This is a genomic window from Blastococcus saxobsidens DD2 (genome assembly GCF_000284015.1).
Taxonomy (GTDB): domain Bacteria; phylum Actinomycetota; class Actinomycetes; order Mycobacteriales; family Geodermatophilaceae; genus Blastococcus; species Blastococcus saxobsidens_A.
Map to the genome: position 1 here is coordinate 266,731 of NC_016943.1, position 17,683 is coordinate 284,413.

The following is a 17,683-nucleotide window of genomic DNA, read 5'->3' on the forward strand; positions in this document are numbered from 1 at the left end:
CGTCTCGACCGGCATCCTGACTCACGCCGTTGTGAGCCGGGACACACGGGGTCGGGACGTCCGCCCGGCGGCGACCACCGGTCCCGGGAGGGATCAGACGGGGACGGAGCTCGCGGCCTTCTTCAGGTTCGAGCCGGCGGTCACCTTGACGGCGTTCGCCGCGGGGATGTCGATGGACTCCCCGGTCTGCGGGTTGCGGCCGGTGCGGGCGGACCGCTGGGTGCGCTCGACGGTGATCAGGCCCGGGACGGCGACCTTCTCGCCACGGGTGATGGCGTCGACGAGCTCGTCCTGCAGGCCGGCGAGGACCGAGTCGACGGTCGAGGCCGGGACGTCGGCGCGCTTGGCGATGGCGGAGACCAGTTCGGCCTTGTTCATGTGTGTCCTTCCGTAGGCGGTGGCGGGTGCCGTGTGCGCGGCACGCAGCCGGCTCTTCACCCTGGACGCGCGGGGCGCCGGCGGGGTTCCCCGAGATCCGCGCGGGTGGCGCGGCCTACGGGGCGCCCGGTCTCGCGGGAGGCCGGGCCGGGGGGCACGGTGCCATGCCACCCGTCGGTCCCGCCACCGGGGGCCCTGCGGAGCCCGCAGAAACCTCCCCGGTCACAGCTGTCCCGCGGCCCGTGCGCATCCCCCGGCCGGCCTTCAGGGGCCCGCGCCGGGCGTGCGGGCGTGGGGGGGAAGGAGGGGCCTGCTACTAGCGTGGGTCCATGCCGACGCTGCCAGGGACCGATCTGACCGTGAGCCCGCTCTGCCTGGGCGGCAACGTCTTCGGCTGGACGGCCGACGAGGCGACGTCGTACGCCGTGCTCGACCGCTACCTGGACGCCACCCCCAGCACGGTCCAGCCGTTCGTCGACACCGCGGAGTCCTACGGCGACGGCGAGTCCGAGCGGATCCTCGGCGCCTGGATGGCCGACCGCGGCGCCCGCGACCGGGTCGTCATCGCCACCAAGGCCTCGCGCATGCAGAAGGAGCACCCGCTGGCCGCCGGGGAGATCCGGACGGCGGCGGAGCGGTCGCTGCGCAATCTGCAGACCGACGTCATCGACGTCTACTACGCCCACTACGACGACGGGACGACGCCGCTCGAGGAGACCGTGCGCGCGCTCGACGAGCTGGTGCAGGCGGGCAAGGTGCGGTACGTGGCCGCGTCGAACTACTCGGCGGCGCGGCTGACCGAGGCGCTGGACACCGCCGAGCGGGCGGGCACGGCGCGGTACGCCGCCCTGCAGGCCCACTACAACCTCATGGAGCGGCCGGTCTTCGAGGACGAGCTGCGCGACGTCGCCCTCGACCGCGGGCTGGGCGTGCTGCCGTACTACGGGCTGGCCAAGGGCTTCCGCACCGGCAAGTACCGGCCGGGGCAGCAGATCGACTCGGTGCGGGCGGAGAAGGCGTCGGCCTACCTGGGGGAGCGGGGCGACCGGGTGCTCGCCGCCCTCGCCGAGGTCGCCGACGGGTACGGCGTGCCGATGCCGGCGGTGGCGCTGCGCTGGCTGGCCGACCAGCCGGCCGTCGTCGCCCCCATCGCCAGTGGGCGCACGGTCGAGCAGCTCGCCGACCTGCTGCCGATGCAGGACCTGGTGCTCGGCGACGACGAACGCCGGCGCCTCACCGACGCGGCGGCCTGACCGCCGCGGGCTCCGCCGGTCAGCGGCCCGAGCCGGCCGCGGTGGCGAGGTCCTCGATCCGGAGCAGGCCGAGGACCTCGCCGGTCGGGTCGGTGCAGATCACCGGGTCGAACCGCTGGGCCGGCGGGCGGCTGAGCGCCCGCCGGAGCGCGTCGTCGATGCCGGTGGACGGGTGCACCCGCAGGGAGACGGGGGAGGTGTAGACCTCCGCCGTCCGCGGGTCGCTGAGCAGCAGGCCGGCCGGTTCGCCGTGCGGGCCGAGCAGGACCGCGGGCGCCACCATGGCGGTGTCCTCGTCCGGTTCGTACCGGCGCACCGGCCGCAGCAGGCCGGCCACGGTCTCGGTGACCCGGGCCCGGGCGACCTGGGCGCGGAGGAGCTGGGTGACCTCGGCGGAGAGCGGGGCGAACGTCGTCGCGGGCCGGCCGAGCAGCCAGCCCTGGGCCAGCGGGACGCCGAGCCGGGCGAACGCGGCCAGCTCGGCCGGGGTCTCCACGCCCTCGGCCAGCAGGCGGGCGTCGATCCGACCGGCGAACTCCCCGATCATCTCGGCCAGCGTCATGCGGACGGGGTCGCCGTCGATGCCGGCGACCAGCGCCCGGTCGAGCTTGACCAGCTGCGGCCGGACGGCGGCCAGCTGCTGCAGCCCGGAGTAGCCGCTGCCGGCGTCGTCGAGGGCGATCCGGGCGCCCCGCTCGCGCAGGGCGTCGGTCTGCCGGCGCAGGGCGGCCAGGTCGTCGACGGGGGTGTGCTCGGTGAGCTCGACGACCACGCGGTGCAGGTCGGCCCGGCTGGACAGGGCGTCCTGGACGACGTCGGTGCCCAGCAGGTGGGGGCTGACGTTGAGGGTCAGGAAGGCGTTCGGCGGCAGCCCGTCGACGGCGGCGAGCACCTTGTGGACCGCCAGCGCCTCCAGCTCCGCGGCGATCCCCACCTCGGCCGCGGCCGCGAACCAGGCGTCGGGTCCGGCGGTGCCGGGGAACCGGGCCAGTGCCTCGTAGCCGGCGATCGTCGCGGTGGCGAGGTCGACGATGGGCTGGAAGACGAGCGTGAGGTCGTCGGCGTCGGCGAGCAGCGGCCGGCAATCCGGGAGAGCGACCGTGCGCATGCCGAGCATGAGAGGTGGATCGGACGATCGGCGTCGTTCCTTGAACCCGCGCCCGGATCTCCCCCCGCAGGAAGATCCGCCCGTCGTCCGCCCCGCCGGACGTGCCGGCCCCGATCCGTCGGACGGTCGTGCCAGCATGTGCGTCAGGAGCACCCGACCGGGTGCGGCGACACCGGGCGGAGGGCTGTGTGGCCGGCGCTGCGTCCACCGTCCCTCCGGGCCTGCCGGGGAGCGACCCGCTGACCGATCCCCTGCGGGTCGCCGCGGCCCGGCGGCTGCTGCTGGAGGTGCCCGGCCCGGCCGCCTTCGACCGGCTCTCCGCGCTCGCCGCGCGGCTGCTGGATGTCGGCCACGTGAAGGTCACCCTGTTCACCGACCGCGACGTCGTCGTCGGTGGTCACGGACTGCCGGCCGGCGTGGTCGGTGGGCCGGCACTGCTGACCGGCGCCCTCTCGGCGATCACCGTGCGCCAGGGCTCGTCGCTGCGGATCTCCTCGGCGGCCGACGACGAGCGGGTCGCCGGGCTGCCGGCCGTCACCTCGGGGGAGGTGCGGTCCTACCTGGGTGCGCCGCTGCTGGCGGCCTCGGGCCAGGTGGTCGGCGCGCTGGCCGGCTACGACGCCGCCCCCCGGGAGTGGTCGGACGACGCCGAGGAGCTGCTGGAGCAGCTCGCGGCCTCCGTCGTCGCCGAGCTCGAGCTCTCCGCCGCGCAGTCCGCCGTCGGCACCTCCCGCGCCTGGCTGGAGGTGGCCCTGGAGGCCAGCTCGGTCGGCATCTGGGAGCGCGACCTGCGCACCGGGACCATCCACTGGGACGAGCGCTGCGCGGCCCTGTTCGGCGTGGACTCCGCGATGGACCACGAGTCGCTGGACCAGGTGCTGACCGAGCACGTGCACCCGGAGGACCACGCCGCCGTGGAGGAGGCGATGCGGGTCGCGATCGAGGAGCGGGGTGACTACACCGTCGAGTTCCGGGTGCGCCGCGAGGACGGCGTCGCCCGCTGGGTGCTCGCCCGCGGCCGGGTGGTGGCCGACGCATCGGGTGCACCGGCGCGGGTGCTCGGCACCGTCCTCGACGTCACCGAGGCACGGGGGCAGGCCCAGCGGCGGCTCACCGCGGTCGAGCGGGCCGCCGCCATCGCCGAGGTCGCCGCCGAGCTGGCCAACGCCGCCCGCCTCGAGGATCTCGCCGACGTGGTCGTGCGGGCCGCTCACGTGCTGGGGGCCCAGACCGGTGCGCTCGCGATCGTCGACGGACCGGGCGGTCCGCTGCGCCTGCACATGGCCGGCGACCTGGCGGCCACCGTCCGGGAGCAGCACCCCGAGATCGGGCTGGTCGACGGCGTCGTCCTGCCGATGGACGACGCGTTGCCGGTCCAGTACGCCGCCCGGCGCGGCCGGCGGCTGCTGCTCAGCGATCCCGCCGAGACGATCGCCCGGTTCCCCGCGATGGCGGGGGTCGTCGACCTGGTGGGGCTGCGCGCCCTCGCGGCGGTGCCGCTGCGGGTGGAGGGCCGGGTTCTCGGCACGTTCCTCGTGGTCTGGACCGTCGACCACGACTTCCTCGGGGACGACGTCGAGGTGCTGGAGGCGCTGGCCGCGCAGATCGCGCTGAGCGTCTCGCGGCTGCAGGCCGACGCCGAGCGTGCCGCCGCGGTGGCGGCGATGGCCCAGGCCAACGAGCGGCTGCGGTTGCTCGCCGAGGCCGGCCGGGTGCTGTCGGGCACGCTGGACATCAACCAGCAGATCGGCCGGCTGGCCTCGCTCGTGGTCCCCGAGCTCGCCGACTGGTGCTGGATCGTGGTCACCGACGAGCAGGGCCGGCTGCACGACGTGGCCAGCAGTCACCGGGACGCCGCCCGCCGCTCCGAGGTGGAGGAGTACGTGCGGGCGATGGTGGCCACGATGAGCGAGGCGTCGGCCGCCCGCCGGGTCACCACGACCGGCTCGCCTGTGATGCTGCCGGTGATCGACTGGGACGACGTGGCCCGTGCGCTGCCCGACGCCGGCGCCCGCGAGCGGTTCGCGCGGCTCGGCGCGGGCTCCGGGGTGGCGGTCCCGCTCGTCGCCCGCGGGCAGGTGCTCGGCGCGCTGGGGTTGTTCACCCGGGAGGAGCGCGGCCCGCTGGGCGACCGCGAGGTGGACACCGCCGTGGAGATCGGCCGGCGGGCCGGCCTGGCCCTGCACCAGGCCCGGCTCTACGGCCAGCAGCGGGAGCTGGCCGACGCGCTGCAGCGCAGCATGCTGACCGAGCCGCCCCAGCCCGAGCACGGCGAGATCGTCGTCCGGTACGTGCCGGCGGCCGAGGGCGCCGAGATCGGCGGTGACTGGTACGACGCCTTCCTGCAGCGCGGTGGGGCGACGGTGCTGGCCATCGGCGACGTCGTCGGGCACGACACCCGCGCAGCCGCGGCGATGGGCCAGGTGCGCGGGCTGCTGCGCGGGATCAGCTACTCCAGCGGTGGCTCACCGGCCGAGGTGCTCAGCGAGCTGGACCGCGCCGTCCAGGGGCTGGCACTGGACACGATGGCCACCGCGCTGGTCGCCCACCTCGAGCCCGAGCCCGGCGACGAGACCGGCCGCGTGCGGCTGCGCTGGGCCAACGCCGGCCACCCGCCGCCGGCGCTGCTCGCTTCCGACGGCAGCGTGGTGCTGCTCGAGGGCAAGCAGGCCGATCTGCTGCTCGGCGTGGCGCCGGAGACGGTGCGCGAGGACCACGTGGCCGTCCTCGCGCCGGGGTCCACGGTGCTGCTCTACACCGACGGGCTGGTCGAGCGGCGCGACCGGGACATCGACGCCGGCACCCAGCAGCTGCTCGAGGTGCTCGGCGACTGCGAGGGGCTGCCGCTGGGCGAGCTGTGCGACCGGGTGCTCGAGCGGATGTTCCTGCCCGACGCCGAGGACGACGTCGCCGTCCTCGCCGTCCGCCTGCACCCTGAGGGCTGACGCCGGGCGGTCGAGATCGGCACCGTCTCCACCCGACGCCGACTCCCCGGGGCGCTACGGCCCGCGCCAGGCATGGTTTTCCGCACAGTCGGACTCTGCCCATCAGCGCTGGGCAGAGTCCGACTGTGCGCGGAACACCTGTGTCACCGGCCGGCCCACAGTTCCCGGCACGGCCTGATCCCGGGTACGTGGCCACTCGGACCCAGGCTGCGCGTGGAACACCGCTGTGTCACTGGCCGGGTGGCACGTCCAGGTCGGTCGCGGTGCCCTCCGGCGTCCCGGCACCGTGCTGCCGGCGCAGCTCGGCGTCGCGGGCGGCCATGGCCTCCTGCCGGCCGGGCTCCTCCTCGAGGATGGCCGCGGCCTTCCAGTCCGCCGGGATGGCGAAGGCGTCGACCAGCGTGGTCATGTGCGGGCGCAGCTGCTTGAGCAGGGAGTTCACCGTGGCGGTCAGCGTCTTGGCGCGTGCGGGAGTGAGCTGCCCGTGCTCGAGGAACCAGGCCTTGTCCGCCTCGATGGTCGACAACGCGTACAGGTCGCAGACGGCGTCCAGCAGCGTCCGTGCGGCCGGGTCGGTGGTGCGGTCGACGCCGTCGACGAACGCCTCGAGGACGATCCGGTCGATGTGCGTCTGCGCCGTCTTGAGCACGTGGTCCTGGACGTCGTTGAACATGTCGAAGGGCGCCATCGGGTGGGTGGGAGACGACACGGTGGTGGAGTTCTTCCGGAGCCGCCGGATGGCGCCCTCGAGCGCGTGCTTCTCGCGGAACTCGAGCATCTTCAGCTGCCAGCCGCGCTCGAGCATCGGCACGTCCTCCAGCCCGGGCACGGCGTCGACGAGGCGGGCGATCAGCGCGCGGGCCGCCGTCCGTTCCAGCACGGTCTCGCGCACCATGTCGGCGACGAAGCCGATCCGGCCCCAGCCGTCGAGCGAGCCGAACGTGTCGCGGTAGCCGGTGAGCAGGCCCTTGGCGACCAGCTGCAGCAGGACGGTGTTGTCGCCCTCGAACGTGGTGAAGACGTCGGTGTCGGCCTTGAGGTGCGGCAGCCGGTTCTCCTGCAGGTAGCCGGCCCCGCCGCACGCCTCGCGGCACATCTGGATGGTCTGCGTGGCGTGCCAGGTCTGGGCGACCTTGAGCCCGGCGGCGCGGGACTCGAGCTCGCGCTGGGCCTGCTCGTCGATCTCCTGGCCGTGCTCGTGCACCGCCGTCTGGACGTCGTGCATCGTGCTGACCAGCTCGGCCTGGGCGAAGTTCAGCGCGTAGGTCCTGGCCAGCGCGGGGAGGAGCTTGCGCTGGTGCACGAGGTAGTCGTTGATGACGATCTCGCGCTCCTCGCCCGGGGCGGCGAACTGGCGGCGGGCGTTGCCGTAGCGCACGGCGATGTCCAGGGCCAGCTTCGTGGCCGACGCCGCCGAGCCGCCGACGCTGACCCGGCCGCGCACCAGCGTGCCCAGCATGGTGAAGAAGCGGCGGGTCTCGTTCTCGATGCTGGACGTGTAGGTGCCGTCGGAGGCGACCTGCCCGTAGCGGTCGAGCAGCATGTCGCGGGGCACGGTCACGTGGTCGAAGGTCAGCCGGCCGTTGTCGACGCCGAGCAGGCCGGCCTTCGGGCCGTCGTCGCCGATGGTGACGCCGGGCATCGGGTTCCCGTCCTCGTCCCGGATCGGCACCAGCCAGGCGTGCACGCCGTGGTTCGTCCCCTGCGTGATCAGCTGGGCGAAGACCACCGCCATGCGCCCGTCCTCGGCGGCGTTGCCGATGTAGTCCTTGCGCGCGGCCTCGTGCGGGGTGTGCAGGTCGAACGTCTGCGTGGCCGGGTCGTAGGTGCAGGTGGTGCGCAGCTGCTGGACGTCGGAGCCGTGGCCGGTCTCGGTCATGGCGAAGCAGCCGGGCAGGTCGAAGCTCATGATGTCGCGCAGGTAGGTCTCGTGGTGCCGGCGCGTGCCCAGCAGCTGGACGGCGCCGCCGAACAACCCCCACTGGACACCGGCCTTGACCATGAGGGAGAGGTCGGTGAAGGCGAGCATCTCGATCGAGGTGACCGAGCCGCCGGCGTCGGCCTCGCCGCCGAACTCCTTGGGAAAGCCGAAGCCCACCCGACCCGACTGGGCGAGCGTCCGTGCCGCGCGGGTGACCCGCTCGCGGGCCTCGGCCATCGACTCGCCGTAGACCGGCAACATGTCCGGGTCGTGCAGGTTCTCCCGGGCGTCGCGGCGCACGTGTGCCCAGCGGCCGTCGAGCGCCTCCTGGAGGTGGGCCGGGTCCACCGTGGGTGGCAGGGTGCTCGTCACAGGTCCTCCTTGCGGTTGTCGGTGGTCACGACGCCGGAGAGCCCGGCCCAGGCCAGTGCGGTGAGGTGCGCCGCCAGGTCGCGACGGGGCATGGGGCGGCCGGTGCGCAGCCACCAGTCGGCGGCGGCGCGGACCAGGCCGACGACGCCGTGGCCCCAGGGGGCCGCTGCGGCCGGGTCGCGGCCGGCGTCGGCAAGGGCGGCGGCCAGCAGTGCGGCCGCCTGGTCGCCGACGAGGTCGGCGAGGCCGGTGACCGGATCGGCGTCGGCCGGCCGGTCGCCGCCGGGGGCGGAGACGACGAACCGGTAGACCTCGGGATCGGCCTCGAGGAAGGCGAGGTAGGCCTCGATCGCGGCGCCGAGCATGGCGCGGGGCTCGGCGCTGCTGCTCATCGCCGCCCGCAGCGTGGGCAGCAGCTGCTCGGCCACCCGCGCGCAGACGGCGACGTGCAGGTCGGTGCGGTCGGCGAAGTGCCGGTAGACGACGGTCTTGCTGGTGCCGGCCTCGGCGGCGATCTCCTCCATGCCGACGCCGGCCCCGTGCTTGCCGACGGCGGTGAGGGTGGCCTGGACGAGTTGTTCGCGGCGTTCCCGCCGGTGCTCGTCCCATCTCGAGTCGCGCCGGTCCCGGCGGTGCGCCACCTTCTTCTCCTGCACGCGGGGCTGCACGTGCGACGTCTCTCGCACCGCCTCGGCTTTCACAGTGACCGACGGTACCTGATACCGTGAGTACCGGCCAGCTCCACCCGAACCCGGAGGTCTCCATGGCGCAGAGCCAGCAGCCCACGACCCGCAAGGCGGCGATCGTCGGCGGGAACCGGATCCCGTTCGCGCGATCCAACACGGCGTACGCCCAGGCGTCCAACCAGGACATGCTCACTGCCACGCTCGACGGGCTGGTCGCCCGCTTCGGCCTGCAGGGGGAGTCCCTGGGCGAGGTCGTCGCCGGCGCCGTCCTCAAGCACGCCCGCGACTTCAACCTCACCCGCGAGGCCGTGCTCGGCTCGAAGCTGTCGGCGACCACGCCGGCCTACGACGTGCAGCAGGCCTGCGGCACCGGCCTGGAGGCGGCGATCCTCGTCGCCAACAAGATCGCCCTCGGGCAGGTCGAGTCCGGCATCGCCGGGGGCGTCGACACCACCTCGGACGCTCCCCTCGCCGTCAGTGACGACCTGCGCCGGGTCCTGATCTCGCTGAACAACGCGAAGACGTGGCAGGACCGGCTCAAGGTCCTCGGCCGGATCCGCCCCGGCATGATCGCGCCGGAGATCCCGCGCAACGCCGAGCCGCGCACCGGCCTGGCGATGGGTGACCACGCGGCGATCACCGCCGAGGAGTGGGAGATCGGCCGCGAGGAGCAGGACGAGCTCGCCGTCCGCTCGCACCGGTCCATGGCCGCCGCCTACGACCGCGGCTTCTTCGACGACCTCGTGACGCCGTTCCTCGGGCTGGCCCGCGACAACAACCTGCGGCCGGATTCGTCGGTGGAGAAACTCGCCACGCTCGAGCCGGTGTTCGGCAAGGGCGAGGGCGCCACGATGACCGCGGGCAACTCGACCCCGCTCACCGACGGCGCCTCCGCGGTGCTGCTGGCCTCCGACGAGTGGGCCGAGGCCAAGGGCCTGCCGGTGCTGGCCCACCTGGTCGACGCGCAGACCGCGGCGGTCGACTACGTGCACGGCGGCGAGGGCCTGCTCATGGCGCCGGTGTACGCCGTCCCCGTACTGCTGGCCCGCAACGGGCTGACCCTGCAGGACTTCGACTTCTACGAGATCCACGAGGCGTTCGCCTCCACCGTGCTCGCCACGATGAAGGCCTGGGAGGACCCGGCCTACTGCAAGGACACGCTCGGCCTCGACGCGCCGCTGGGCTCGATCGACCGGTCGAAGCTGAACGTCAACGGCTCGTCGCTGGCGGCCGGGCACCCGTTCGCCGCGACCGGCGGCCGGATCGTCGCCCAGCTGGCGAAGGCGCTGCACGAGGCGGGCCCCGGCAAGCGCGGTCTGATCTCCATCTGCGCGGCCGGCGGCCAGGGCGTCGTCGCCATCCTCGAGTCGTGACCCGGTAGTCGCCGCCGCGGGGTCGACCCGGGCCCGGCGGGGTGGAGCCGCGTGGGCACGCGGCTCAACCCTGCGCGACCCGGGTTGACCCGGGCCGCGACAGAGCGCACGCCCTCATCCCATCTGTGGAAGGAAGACCTCCAGTGGCTGACTGGTACACCACCTTCGCCAACTCCGGCTTCGGCACCACGATCACCAAGCAGCTGGGCCTGCCGCGGCCGGCGGTGCTGCGCCGTTACGAGCCCGGCCAGCCGCTGCTGCCGGGCCCGGCGGTCGTCGGCTCGGCCGGCGACGGCCGGCTCCGCGACACGGTCACCGCCGTCCTGCGGGATGCGGGGGTGACCGTGCAGTCGCCGGTGACGGCGGACGGCGGCACCGACGGCGCGAAGCCGGCCGCGGTGATCCTCGACGCGACCGGGGTGACCGGCCCCGGTGACCTCGCCGGCGCGCACGACTTCCTGGCCCCGGCGATCAAGCGGCTGCGGGCGTCCGGCCGGGTGCTGATCCTGGCCGCCCCGCCGACCGACGCCGACTCCCCGGCGCAGGCCGCGGCGCGGCAGGCGGTGGACGGACTGGTCCGGTCCATCGCGAAGGAGCTCCGCGGTGGCTCTACGGCCAACGCCGTCTTCGTGCCGGAAGGTGCGGAGGACTCACTGGCCGGCCCGCTCCGGTTCTTCCTCTCCGGCCGGTCCGCCTACGTCGACGGGCAGCTGCTCACCGTCTCCCCGGCCGACGTCCCGGCCGACCAGGACGAGGAGAGGCCGCTGGCCGGCACGGTCGCCGTCGTCACCGGGGCGGCCCGGGGGATCGGCGCGGAGATCGCGAGGGTCATGGCGCGGGACGGCGCGCACGTGGTCGCCGTCGACATCCCGGCCGCGGGCGACAACCTGGCGCAGGTCGCCAACGAGATCGGCGGGACGGCGCTGCAGCTCGACATCACCGCCGCGGAAGCCCCGCAGCGGCTGGTCGAGCACCTGCGCGAGCGGCACTCCGCGGACGGACGACAGGGCGTGGACGTGATCGTCCACAACGCCGGGATCACCCGCGACAAGCTGCTGGTGAACATGGACGCCGCCCGCTGGAACTCCGTCATGGCGGTCAACCTGCAGGCGCAGCTCGACATCACCCAGGCGCTGCTGGACAGCGACACCCTGCAGCCCGGCGCGCGCGTCGTCTGCGTCTCCTCGCAGTCGGGCATCGCCGGCAACCGCGGCCAGACCAACTACGCGGCGTCGAAGGCCGGCGTGATCGGCATGGTGCGGGCCTGGGCGCCGCTGTTCGCCGAGCGCGGCGCCACGATCAACGCCGTCGCGCCGGGCTTCATCATCACCGAGATGACGGCGACGATGCCCTTCGGCACCCGGGAGGTCGGGTCGCGGATCAACTCGCTGCAGCAGGGCGGGCTCCCGGTCGACGTCGCGGAGACGATCGCCTGGCTCGCGCAGCCGGGCAGCGCCGGGGTCAACGGGCAGACCGTGCGGGTCTGCGGCCAGTCGATGCTGGGGGCCTGATGGCGACCACCGTCCTGGAGCAGCCGCCGAACATGGCGGCGCTGTTCGCGAAGGCGGCGTTCACCGCGCGCGGCCGGGGCGGGGACCTTTCCGATACCCGGCTGGCGCGGCACGGCGTGACCGTGGAACCCGCAAACCTCGCCGATTACGCCCGGGTGTGCCGGTTCCCGCTCGCCGACTCGCTGCCGGCCACGTACCCGCACGTGCTCACCTTCCCGCTGCAGATGGCGCTGATGAGCGACCGGTCCTTCCCGCTGGCGCTCCCGGGGCTCGTGCACGTGCGGAACCGGATCGACGTGCTCCGGCCGATCGCGGCGTCGGAGGCCCTCGACCTCGAGGTGTGGGCCGAGCGGTTCGCCACCCACCGCAGCGGGGCGACGGTCGATCTCTGCGCGTCGGTGTCCTCCGGCGGGCAGGAGGTCTGGCGCGGGCGCTCGACCTACCTGGCCCGCGGGGCGCGGGCCCCCGAGGGAGCACCGGATTCCGATGTGACGGTGGCGGTGGGGACCCTCGACCGTGCGGCCGCCACCTGGCGGATCCCTGACGACGCCGGCCGCCGCTACGGGAAGGTCTCCGGCGACGTGAACCCGATCCACCTCTCCGGGCTCACCGCGAAGGCGTTCGGCTTCAAGCGGGCGATCGCGCACGGCATGTGGGTGAAGGCCCGGGTGCTCGCGGCGGTGGCCAACCGGCTGCCGGATGCGCTCACCGTCGACGTCGGCTTCCGCAAGCCGCTGTTCCTGCCGTCGACGGTCACGCTCTCGACGGCGCAGGCCGACGGCGGCTGGGACGTCGCCGTCCGCAACGCGACGACCGGCACCGAGCACCTCGTGGGGACGATCCGCGCCCTCTGACACGCGGGCGGTCCGGGCTACGCCGTCAGGACGTCGTGCGCCGTCCACGTGCGCGGAAGGAGTTGCGGTACGGCTTCGTGCTGAACTGATCCGCACAACCGGACCGGGTCGCTCTTGGCGGTTTCGGGCGTGATGAGTTCCGCTGCTGACCTGCGGTTTCCTGGCACTGGTAACGATCCGGTCACGCGCAGCCCCATGCGTTCTGCCCTGCGCGGCGGCGGATCCCGGCACCCGGCGCCGTGGTCTGGTCCCCTCGCGTCCGGACGACCGGGCCACCGCCCCGGCGTTCCGGGACCACAGAGGGAGTCGACGTGCAGCTCACGTTCCCGTCTCGTCGTGCGCTCGGCCTGGTGGCCCTGAGCGCGGTCGGGATGTCCACCGCAGTGCTCGGCGTCCCGGGAACGGCCCAGGCGGCCACCACCCCTGTCGTCGCGGTCGCCTTCGACGACTCGGCCGGCACCTACGAGGTGCTGCCGGGTTACTGCTCCATCACCTGGACCGTCGTCGGCGGCCACGGTGGGGCCACCGGCGAGGGCGCGCCCGGTGCGCCCGGCGGCAGGCTCGTGGTGACCACCGCCGCGTTCGAGGGGGACGTGTTCGGGCTCGGCCGCGGAGCGGACGGCGCCCCCGGGACCACGGACCCGGCCCCGGGCGGGGTGAACCCGATCGGCGGGGGCGGCTTCGATGGCCAGAACGGGGTCGGCGCCTCCGGTGGCGGCGGAGCCGCCTCCGTGGTCACCCAGGGCGAGGCGGTCGCGCTGATCGCCTCGGGTGGGAAGGGTGCGGAGTTCAACGCCGGCTCGAACGACGGCGGAGCCGGTGGCTACGGCTCGAACCTCATCAACACCACACCGATCGGCACCCCCACCGACACGACCGCCGAGCCGGGTGCGGCCGGATCCGTCAGCGGTGTCGCCAACCCCTGCGCCGTGCCGAACGCTCCGACCGGCCTCTGGGTCACGGCCGGGGACCGCTCCATCGACCTCTATTTCGAGGAGGGTGACTTCGACTGGGACACTATGGCCGAGGTGACCGGCTGGGACGCCAGCACCGACGGCGGCACCACGTGGCAGGCGCTGGACGCCACCGGGGCCTTCGGCTCGTGGAGCGCCACCGTCACCGGTCTGACCAACGGCACGACCTACAGCGTCACGGTCCGCGCCGACAGCGCCGCCGGCCCCGGTGCGGCCAGCGCCGCGGTGAGCGCGGCGCCCGCCGCTCCGGCCGGTGCGCCGACGAACGTCGTCGCGAAGGCCGGCCCGTCCTCGATCACGGTGACCTGGAACCCGCCGGCGTCCGCCGGCACGTACCCGATCGCCGGGTACGTGGTGGGCTGGGGTGCCGGTGAGCGCGGGGACCTGGCCTGCGAGGTCGACGTGGATCAGCCGCGCGTCTGCGTCTTCCCGGCGGAGCCGGGCGCGGAGTACGGGGTCACGGTCTTCGCCGTGGACACCGAGGGCAACGTCGGTACTCCTTCGGCGGTCGTGCCCGCCGGCGTGATCCCGGCCCCCACCGTCCCGGCCACGGTGCCGGCGTCGGACGGCGCCCTCGGTCGCCCGGCCGGTGCGACCGGTCCGGTCACGGCCGGCAAGGAGATCACGCTGACCGGCACCGGCTACCTGCCGAACTCGACCGTCACCGTGGTCATCTACTCCGAGCCGCAGGTGCTCACGCAGGTCGTCACCGACGCCACCGGCTCGTTCACCGCGACGGTGACCGTCCCGGCCGGTCTGGCCGACGGTGAGCACACGCTCGTCGGCTCGGGCGTCGACCCGGCCGGGAACCTGCGCTACCTGACGCTGCCGGTCACGGTCGTCGGCGGCACGGCCACCGCGACCGGGGCTGCTGTGCTCGCCGACACCGGTGCCGACATCGCGCTGCCGCTGGCCGGCGGGGCGGCTGCCCTCCTGCTCGGTGGTGGCCTGCTCGTCGCCTCCCGGCGCCGCGCGACCGCCTGACGCACACCTGACCGGCAGCCGCCGGTCACCACGGGCCCGGGTTCCGCCGCCGACGGCGGGGTCCGGGCCCCCGGCGTTCCTGGGGCCCGGCCCAGCGTCGCCTCGCGGACCGCTTCGGCGCCACCTCATCCGTCCCACCGGCCACGGCCCTCCGGCGCAGCCCCGCGCGTCCCGCGGCGAGGCGGTGGCCGCGCCTAGCATTCCCAGCCGGCTGTCACGACCCGAACGCGGAAGGGGGGACCGACCGTTGATGAGCGACACGCAGCCCATCGAGCGGGTGCCCCCACCGCCACCGCCGCCGCCGGCTGTCCGGCCTGCCCCGGGCCGCTGGCGCGCCGTCGCCCAGGGGACCGGGGAGCTGCTGGTCACCGGCGGGCTGGTCGTCCTGCTGTTCGTCGGCTACGAGGTCTACGTCACCGACCTGCTGACCGAGCGCCGGCAGGACCAGCTGAGCGTGGAACTGCACGAGCGGTGGGAGGAGGACGCCCCCGCGGAGGCCGGGCTGGTGCAGGTCGAGATCGGCGACGCCTTCGGTGTCCTGCGCATCCCGCGGCTGGGCGAGGACTACGCCCGCGTGATCCTCGAGGGGACCACCGAGGCCGAGCTGTCGCAGGGCCCGGGCCACTACGCCGGGACGGCGATGCCCGGTGAGCCGGGCAACGTGGCGCTCGCCGGTCACCGCGTGGGCAAGGGCTCGCCGTTCCTGGAGCTGGACCTCGTGCAGCCCGGTGACCCGATCGTCGTGGAGACGGCCGACAGCTGGTTCGTCTACCGGGTGCTCGGGAACGCCGCGACCGGCAACGTCGACACCGACCCCAGCGGCATCCCGGGCCGCCACATCGTCCGGCCGGAGACGATCGAGGTCATCTCCCCGACGCCGAACGCGAGCGCCGACGCGGCCCCGACCGGCGCCTATCTGACCCTGACCACCTGCCACCCCCGGTTCTCCGCGCGCCAGCGGCTGATCGTCCACGCCCGCCTGGACGGCGCCGGCATCCCGAAGGCCGAGATGCCCGACGGCCCGCCGGCGCTGCGCGAGAGCTGAACGGAGCACACCCGATGTACCCCTGGATCTGGCGGCACCTCCCCGGCGGCGCCGGCCTGAAGGCGGTGCAGGCGCTCGTGCTCGTGCTCGCCGTCTGCGCGCTGCTGCTGTTCGTCGTCTTCCCGTGGGTGGAGCCCCGGCTGCCGTTCAACGACGTCACCGTCGGCAGCTGACCCGGCGGGCTCAGCCCGGCAGGGCGGCGAGGACGGCGTCCAGCACCCGTGCGGCACCGAAGCGCACGACGTCGTCGGCCACGAGGCCCGTCTCCGCGGCGGCGTCGTCGACCGCTCGCCGCGCGGCGGCGTCGTCCAGGCCCGCGGTGTTCAGCGCCACGGCGGCGACCCGCGCGGGCCGCACCCACCCGGCGGCCTGCTCGTACCCGCGGACGATCTCGGGCAGCGGCGGGAGGGCCGTGCCGGGGTAGTCGAAGACGGCGGTCCGCCCCGCCCGGTGGCACAGCACCAGCGCGTCGGCCGATGACCCGTGCAGCAGGCCGAGCGTCACGCCCGAGTAGGCCGGGTGGTAGATCGAGCCCTGCCCTTCCAGCCAGAGCAGGTCGCCGCGGTCCGCCCCCTCGCGGACCAGGCGGTCGGCCGCTCCGGCGACGAAGTCGGAGATCACGTGGTCGACGGCCATGCCCCAGCCGGAGATGGCGACGCCGGTCTGCCCGGTGGCCACGAACACCGAGCCGAGCCCGCGGGCACGCGCGGCCCGGTCCAGCTCTAGGACGACGCTCATCTTCCCGATGGCGCAGTCGGAGCCGACCGTGTGGACGACCTGCGCCCCGACCGGCTCGGCGAGCGGGACACCCAGGTCGGCCGGTACCGCGCGCAGGTCCCGGATCCCGACCCCGGCCGCCCGGGCCGCGGCCGCCAGCTCCGGATCGGCGCCGAGGTCGGTGTGCAGCCCCGCCTCGACGTGCAGGCCCATCCGGAGCGCCGCCAGCAGCGTCTCCCGCCAGGCGGCCGTCAGCCGGCCACCGAGCGGCGCGACGCCCAGCAGCACCGTCGTCGCGCCCAGGTCCCGGGCCGTCGCGACGTCGGCGACCACGGGGGCGGGGGAGGCGCAGAAGGGGACGACGTCCACGGCCGGCCGCCCGGCGTGCACGGGGTCTATCACGCAGACCACCTCGCGGGTGCCGTAGCGCAGCACCCCGTGCGCGGTCTTGGCGTAGGACTCGGCGAGCTGCCCGCCGGTCAGGACGGCCAGCCGCTCCCCGCTCACGCCGCCTCCTCGGCGACGAGCCCGAGGCCGGGCGCGTCGGGCAGCACCAGCCGCCCGTCGTCGAGCCCCAGCCCGGTGAACGGCCGGTCGCTGATCAGCAGGTGGGCGTCGAGGTCGATCAGGTCCGCCAGCGCGCCGAGCTGCGCGGCCTGGGCGATCCCGAGCTGCGACTCGATCATGCAGCCCAGCATCACCCGCAGGTCCAGCGCGGCGGCCGCGGCCAGCATGCGCTGCGCCTCGCGGATGCCGCCGCACTTGGCCAGCTTGACCACGATGCCGTCGGCGTAGCCGGCCACGGCGGCCACCGATCCGAGGTCCTTGCAGCCCTCGTCGACGAAGACCGGCAGCCGGCCCGGCAGCTCGCGGTAGCGCGCGAAGGAGTCGAGGTCGGCCGCCGGGAAGGGCTGCTCGACCATCTCGACGCCGAGCTCCCGCAGGCGCGGGGTGAGGTCGCGGGCCTCCTCGAACGTCCAGCCCTCGTTGCCGTCGATCCGCAGCCGGGCGCCGCATGCCGACCGGATCGCCTCCAGCCGGGCCAGGTCGCCCGGCCCGCCGACCTTCACCTTGTAGACGGCGAAGCCCGGCGCCCGCCGCACCCGGGCGACCGTCTCCTCCACCGTCGAGATGCCGATCGTGAAACTGGTCGGCGGGGCGACGCCGTCGAGGCCCAGCAGCCGCCACACCGGCAGGCCGTACCGGCGGCCGACCCAGTCGTGCGCGGCGCCGTCCAGGGCCATCTTCGCGCCCTGGGGCCCGTTCCAGGCGCGCAGCCGGCGGGCGATGCCCTCGAGATCGCGCAGGTCGTCGCCGAGCAGGGCGGCGCCGTCGGCGGCGACGGCCTCGGCCATGGTCGCCACCGACTCGCCCCAGTACTCGACCGGCGCCCCCTCGCCGTGTCCGCGCACACCGGCGGCGTCGACCGCGACGACGAGCACCTCCTGGGTGTCCACGGACGACCGCGCGATGGTGAAGGTGTCGCGCAGGTGCAGCGTCCGGGGGCGGCAGGTGAGGTCCACCCGCGCAGTCTCCCGGCCGCGGACCGGGTTGTCCCGGGA

The 17,683-nt window shown here is 74.6% G+C and carries 14 protein-coding genes; 8 read left to right on the forward strand and 6 right to left on the reverse strand.

The genetic code is table 11. The features are described 5' to 3' along the window. Positions 1–93: 93 nt before the first annotated feature. Entirely contained in the window at positions 94–549 is a 456-nt protein-coding gene (locus BLASA_RS01210; RefSeq protein ID WP_419761014.1) for an HU family DNA-binding protein, read from the reverse strand. Positions 550–707: 158 nt separating this feature from the next. Between BLASA_RS01210 and BLASA_RS01215 the strand changes: the two genes are divergently transcribed. Then, on the forward strand, positions 708–1,631 hold the full coding sequence (locus BLASA_RS01215) for an aldo/keto reductase (RefSeq protein ID WP_014374167.1): 924 nt from the start codon (positions 708–710) through the stop codon (positions 1,629–1,631). A gap of 19 nt (positions 1,632–1,650) precedes the next feature. Here the strand turns inward: BLASA_RS01215 and BLASA_RS01220 are convergent, their stop codons facing one another. Beyond that, positions 1,651–2,739, reverse strand: coding sequence for an EAL domain-containing protein (locus tag BLASA_RS01220; protein ID WP_166486436.1), 1,089 nt, complete (start codon positions 2,737–2,739; stop codon positions 1,651–1,653). A gap of 188 nt (positions 2,740–2,927) precedes the next feature. On the opposite strand from BLASA_RS01220, the gene BLASA_RS01225 reads away from it, so the two are divergent. Next, on the forward strand, positions 2,928–5,684 hold the full coding sequence (locus BLASA_RS01225) for a SpoIIE family protein phosphatase (RefSeq protein ID WP_014374169.1): 2,757 nt from the start codon (positions 2,928–2,930) through the stop codon (positions 5,682–5,684). A 229-nt stretch (positions 5,685–5,913) separates the two neighbouring features. On the opposite strand, the gene BLASA_RS01230 is transcribed toward BLASA_RS01225, so the two are convergent. Together BLASA_RS01230 and BLASA_RS01235 are read right to left on the reverse strand one after the other, a co-directional pair. Then, positions 5,914–7,977, reverse strand: coding sequence for an acyl-CoA dehydrogenase (locus BLASA_RS01230; RefSeq protein WP_051004759.1), 2,064 nt, complete (start codon positions 7,975–7,977; stop codon positions 5,914–5,916). Continuing rightward, positions 7,974–8,678 (reverse strand): TetR family transcriptional regulator, encoded by a 705-nt coding sequence (locus tag BLASA_RS01235; RefSeq protein ID WP_231839528.1) that lies wholly within the window; start codon positions 8,676–8,678, stop codon positions 7,974–7,976. Before BLASA_RS01235 ends, BLASA_RS01230 begins: the two co-directional genes overlap by 4 nt. 62 nt (positions 8,679–8,740) lie before the next feature. Between BLASA_RS01235 and BLASA_RS01240 the strand changes: the two genes are divergently transcribed. From BLASA_RS01240 to BLASA_RS24485, 6 genes are all read left to right on the forward strand, one after another. Continuing rightward, positions 8,741–10,036, forward strand: a complete 1,296-nt coding sequence (locus BLASA_RS01240) for an acetyl-CoA C-acetyltransferase (RefSeq protein ID WP_014374172.1) — start codon at positions 8,741–8,743, stop codon at positions 10,034–10,036. A gap of 143 nt (positions 10,037–10,179) precedes the next feature. Then, a complete protein-coding gene (locus tag BLASA_RS01245; RefSeq protein WP_014374173.1) occupies positions 10,180–11,547 on the forward strand; it encodes a 3-oxoacyl-ACP reductase in 1,368 nt (455 codons plus the stop codon). Next, positions 11,547–12,401, forward strand: a complete 855-nt coding sequence (locus BLASA_RS01250) for a MaoC family dehydratase (RefSeq protein WP_014374174.1) — start codon at positions 11,547–11,549, stop codon at positions 12,399–12,401. The genes BLASA_RS01245 and BLASA_RS01250 overlap by 1 nt, the downstream gene beginning before the upstream one ends. 311 nt (positions 12,402–12,712) lie before the next feature. Next, the gene (locus tag BLASA_RS01255; protein WP_041775538.1) at positions 12,713–14,359 is read left to right on the forward strand and encodes a fibronectin type III domain-containing protein; all 1,647 of its coding nucleotides are present in this window, start codon (positions 12,713–12,715) and stop codon (positions 14,357–14,359) included. 250 nt (positions 14,360–14,609) lie between these two features. Continuing rightward, entirely contained in the window at positions 14,610–15,404 is a 795-nt protein-coding gene (locus tag BLASA_RS01260) for a class E sortase (RefSeq protein WP_166486437.1), read from the forward strand. Positions 15,405–15,418: 14 nt separating this feature from the next. Continuing rightward, positions 15,419–15,577, forward strand: coding sequence for a hypothetical protein (locus BLASA_RS24485; protein ID WP_014374177.1), 159 nt, complete (start codon positions 15,419–15,421; stop codon positions 15,575–15,577). 10 nt (positions 15,578–15,587) lie between these two features. On the opposite strand, the gene BLASA_RS01265 is transcribed toward BLASA_RS24485, so the two are convergent. Continuing rightward, the gene (locus tag BLASA_RS01265) at positions 15,588–16,628 is read right to left on the reverse strand and encodes a DUF1611 domain-containing protein (protein ID WP_014374178.1); all 1,041 of its coding nucleotides are present in this window, start codon (positions 16,626–16,628) and stop codon (positions 15,588–15,590) included. After that, positions 16,625–17,644 carry a dipeptide epimerase gene (locus BLASA_RS01270; protein WP_014374179.1) on the reverse strand — a complete coding sequence of 340 codons (1,020 nt, stop codon included), beginning with the start codon at positions 17,642–17,644 and terminating at the stop codon, positions 16,625–16,627. Before BLASA_RS01270 ends, BLASA_RS01265 begins: the two co-directional genes overlap by 4 nt. Positions 17,645–17,683 lie beyond the last annotated feature (39 nt).

Coding starts and splice junctions, on each gene's coding strand:
- BLASA_RS01215 (WP_014374167.1), top strand. CDS start 708: ATGCCGACGCTGCCAGGGACCGATCTGACCGTGAGCCCGCTCTGCCTG.
- BLASA_RS01220 (WP_166486436.1), bottom strand. CDS start 2,739: ATGCGCACGGTCGCTCTCCCGGATTGCCGGCCGCTGCTCGCCGACGCC.
- BLASA_RS01240 (WP_014374172.1), top strand. CDS start 8,741: ATGGCGCAGAGCCAGCAGCCCACGACCCGCAAGGCGGCGATCGTCGGC.
- BLASA_RS01250 (WP_014374174.1), top strand. CDS start 11,547: ATGGCGACCACCGTCCTGGAGCAGCCGCCGAACATGGCGGCGCTGTTC.
- BLASA_RS01260 (WP_166486437.1), top strand. CDS start 14,610: ATGAGCGACACGCAGCCCATCGAGCGGGTGCCCCCACCGCCACCGCCG.
- BLASA_RS24485 (WP_014374177.1), top strand. CDS start 15,419: ATGTACCCCTGGATCTGGCGGCACCTCCCCGGCGGCGCCGGCCTGAAG.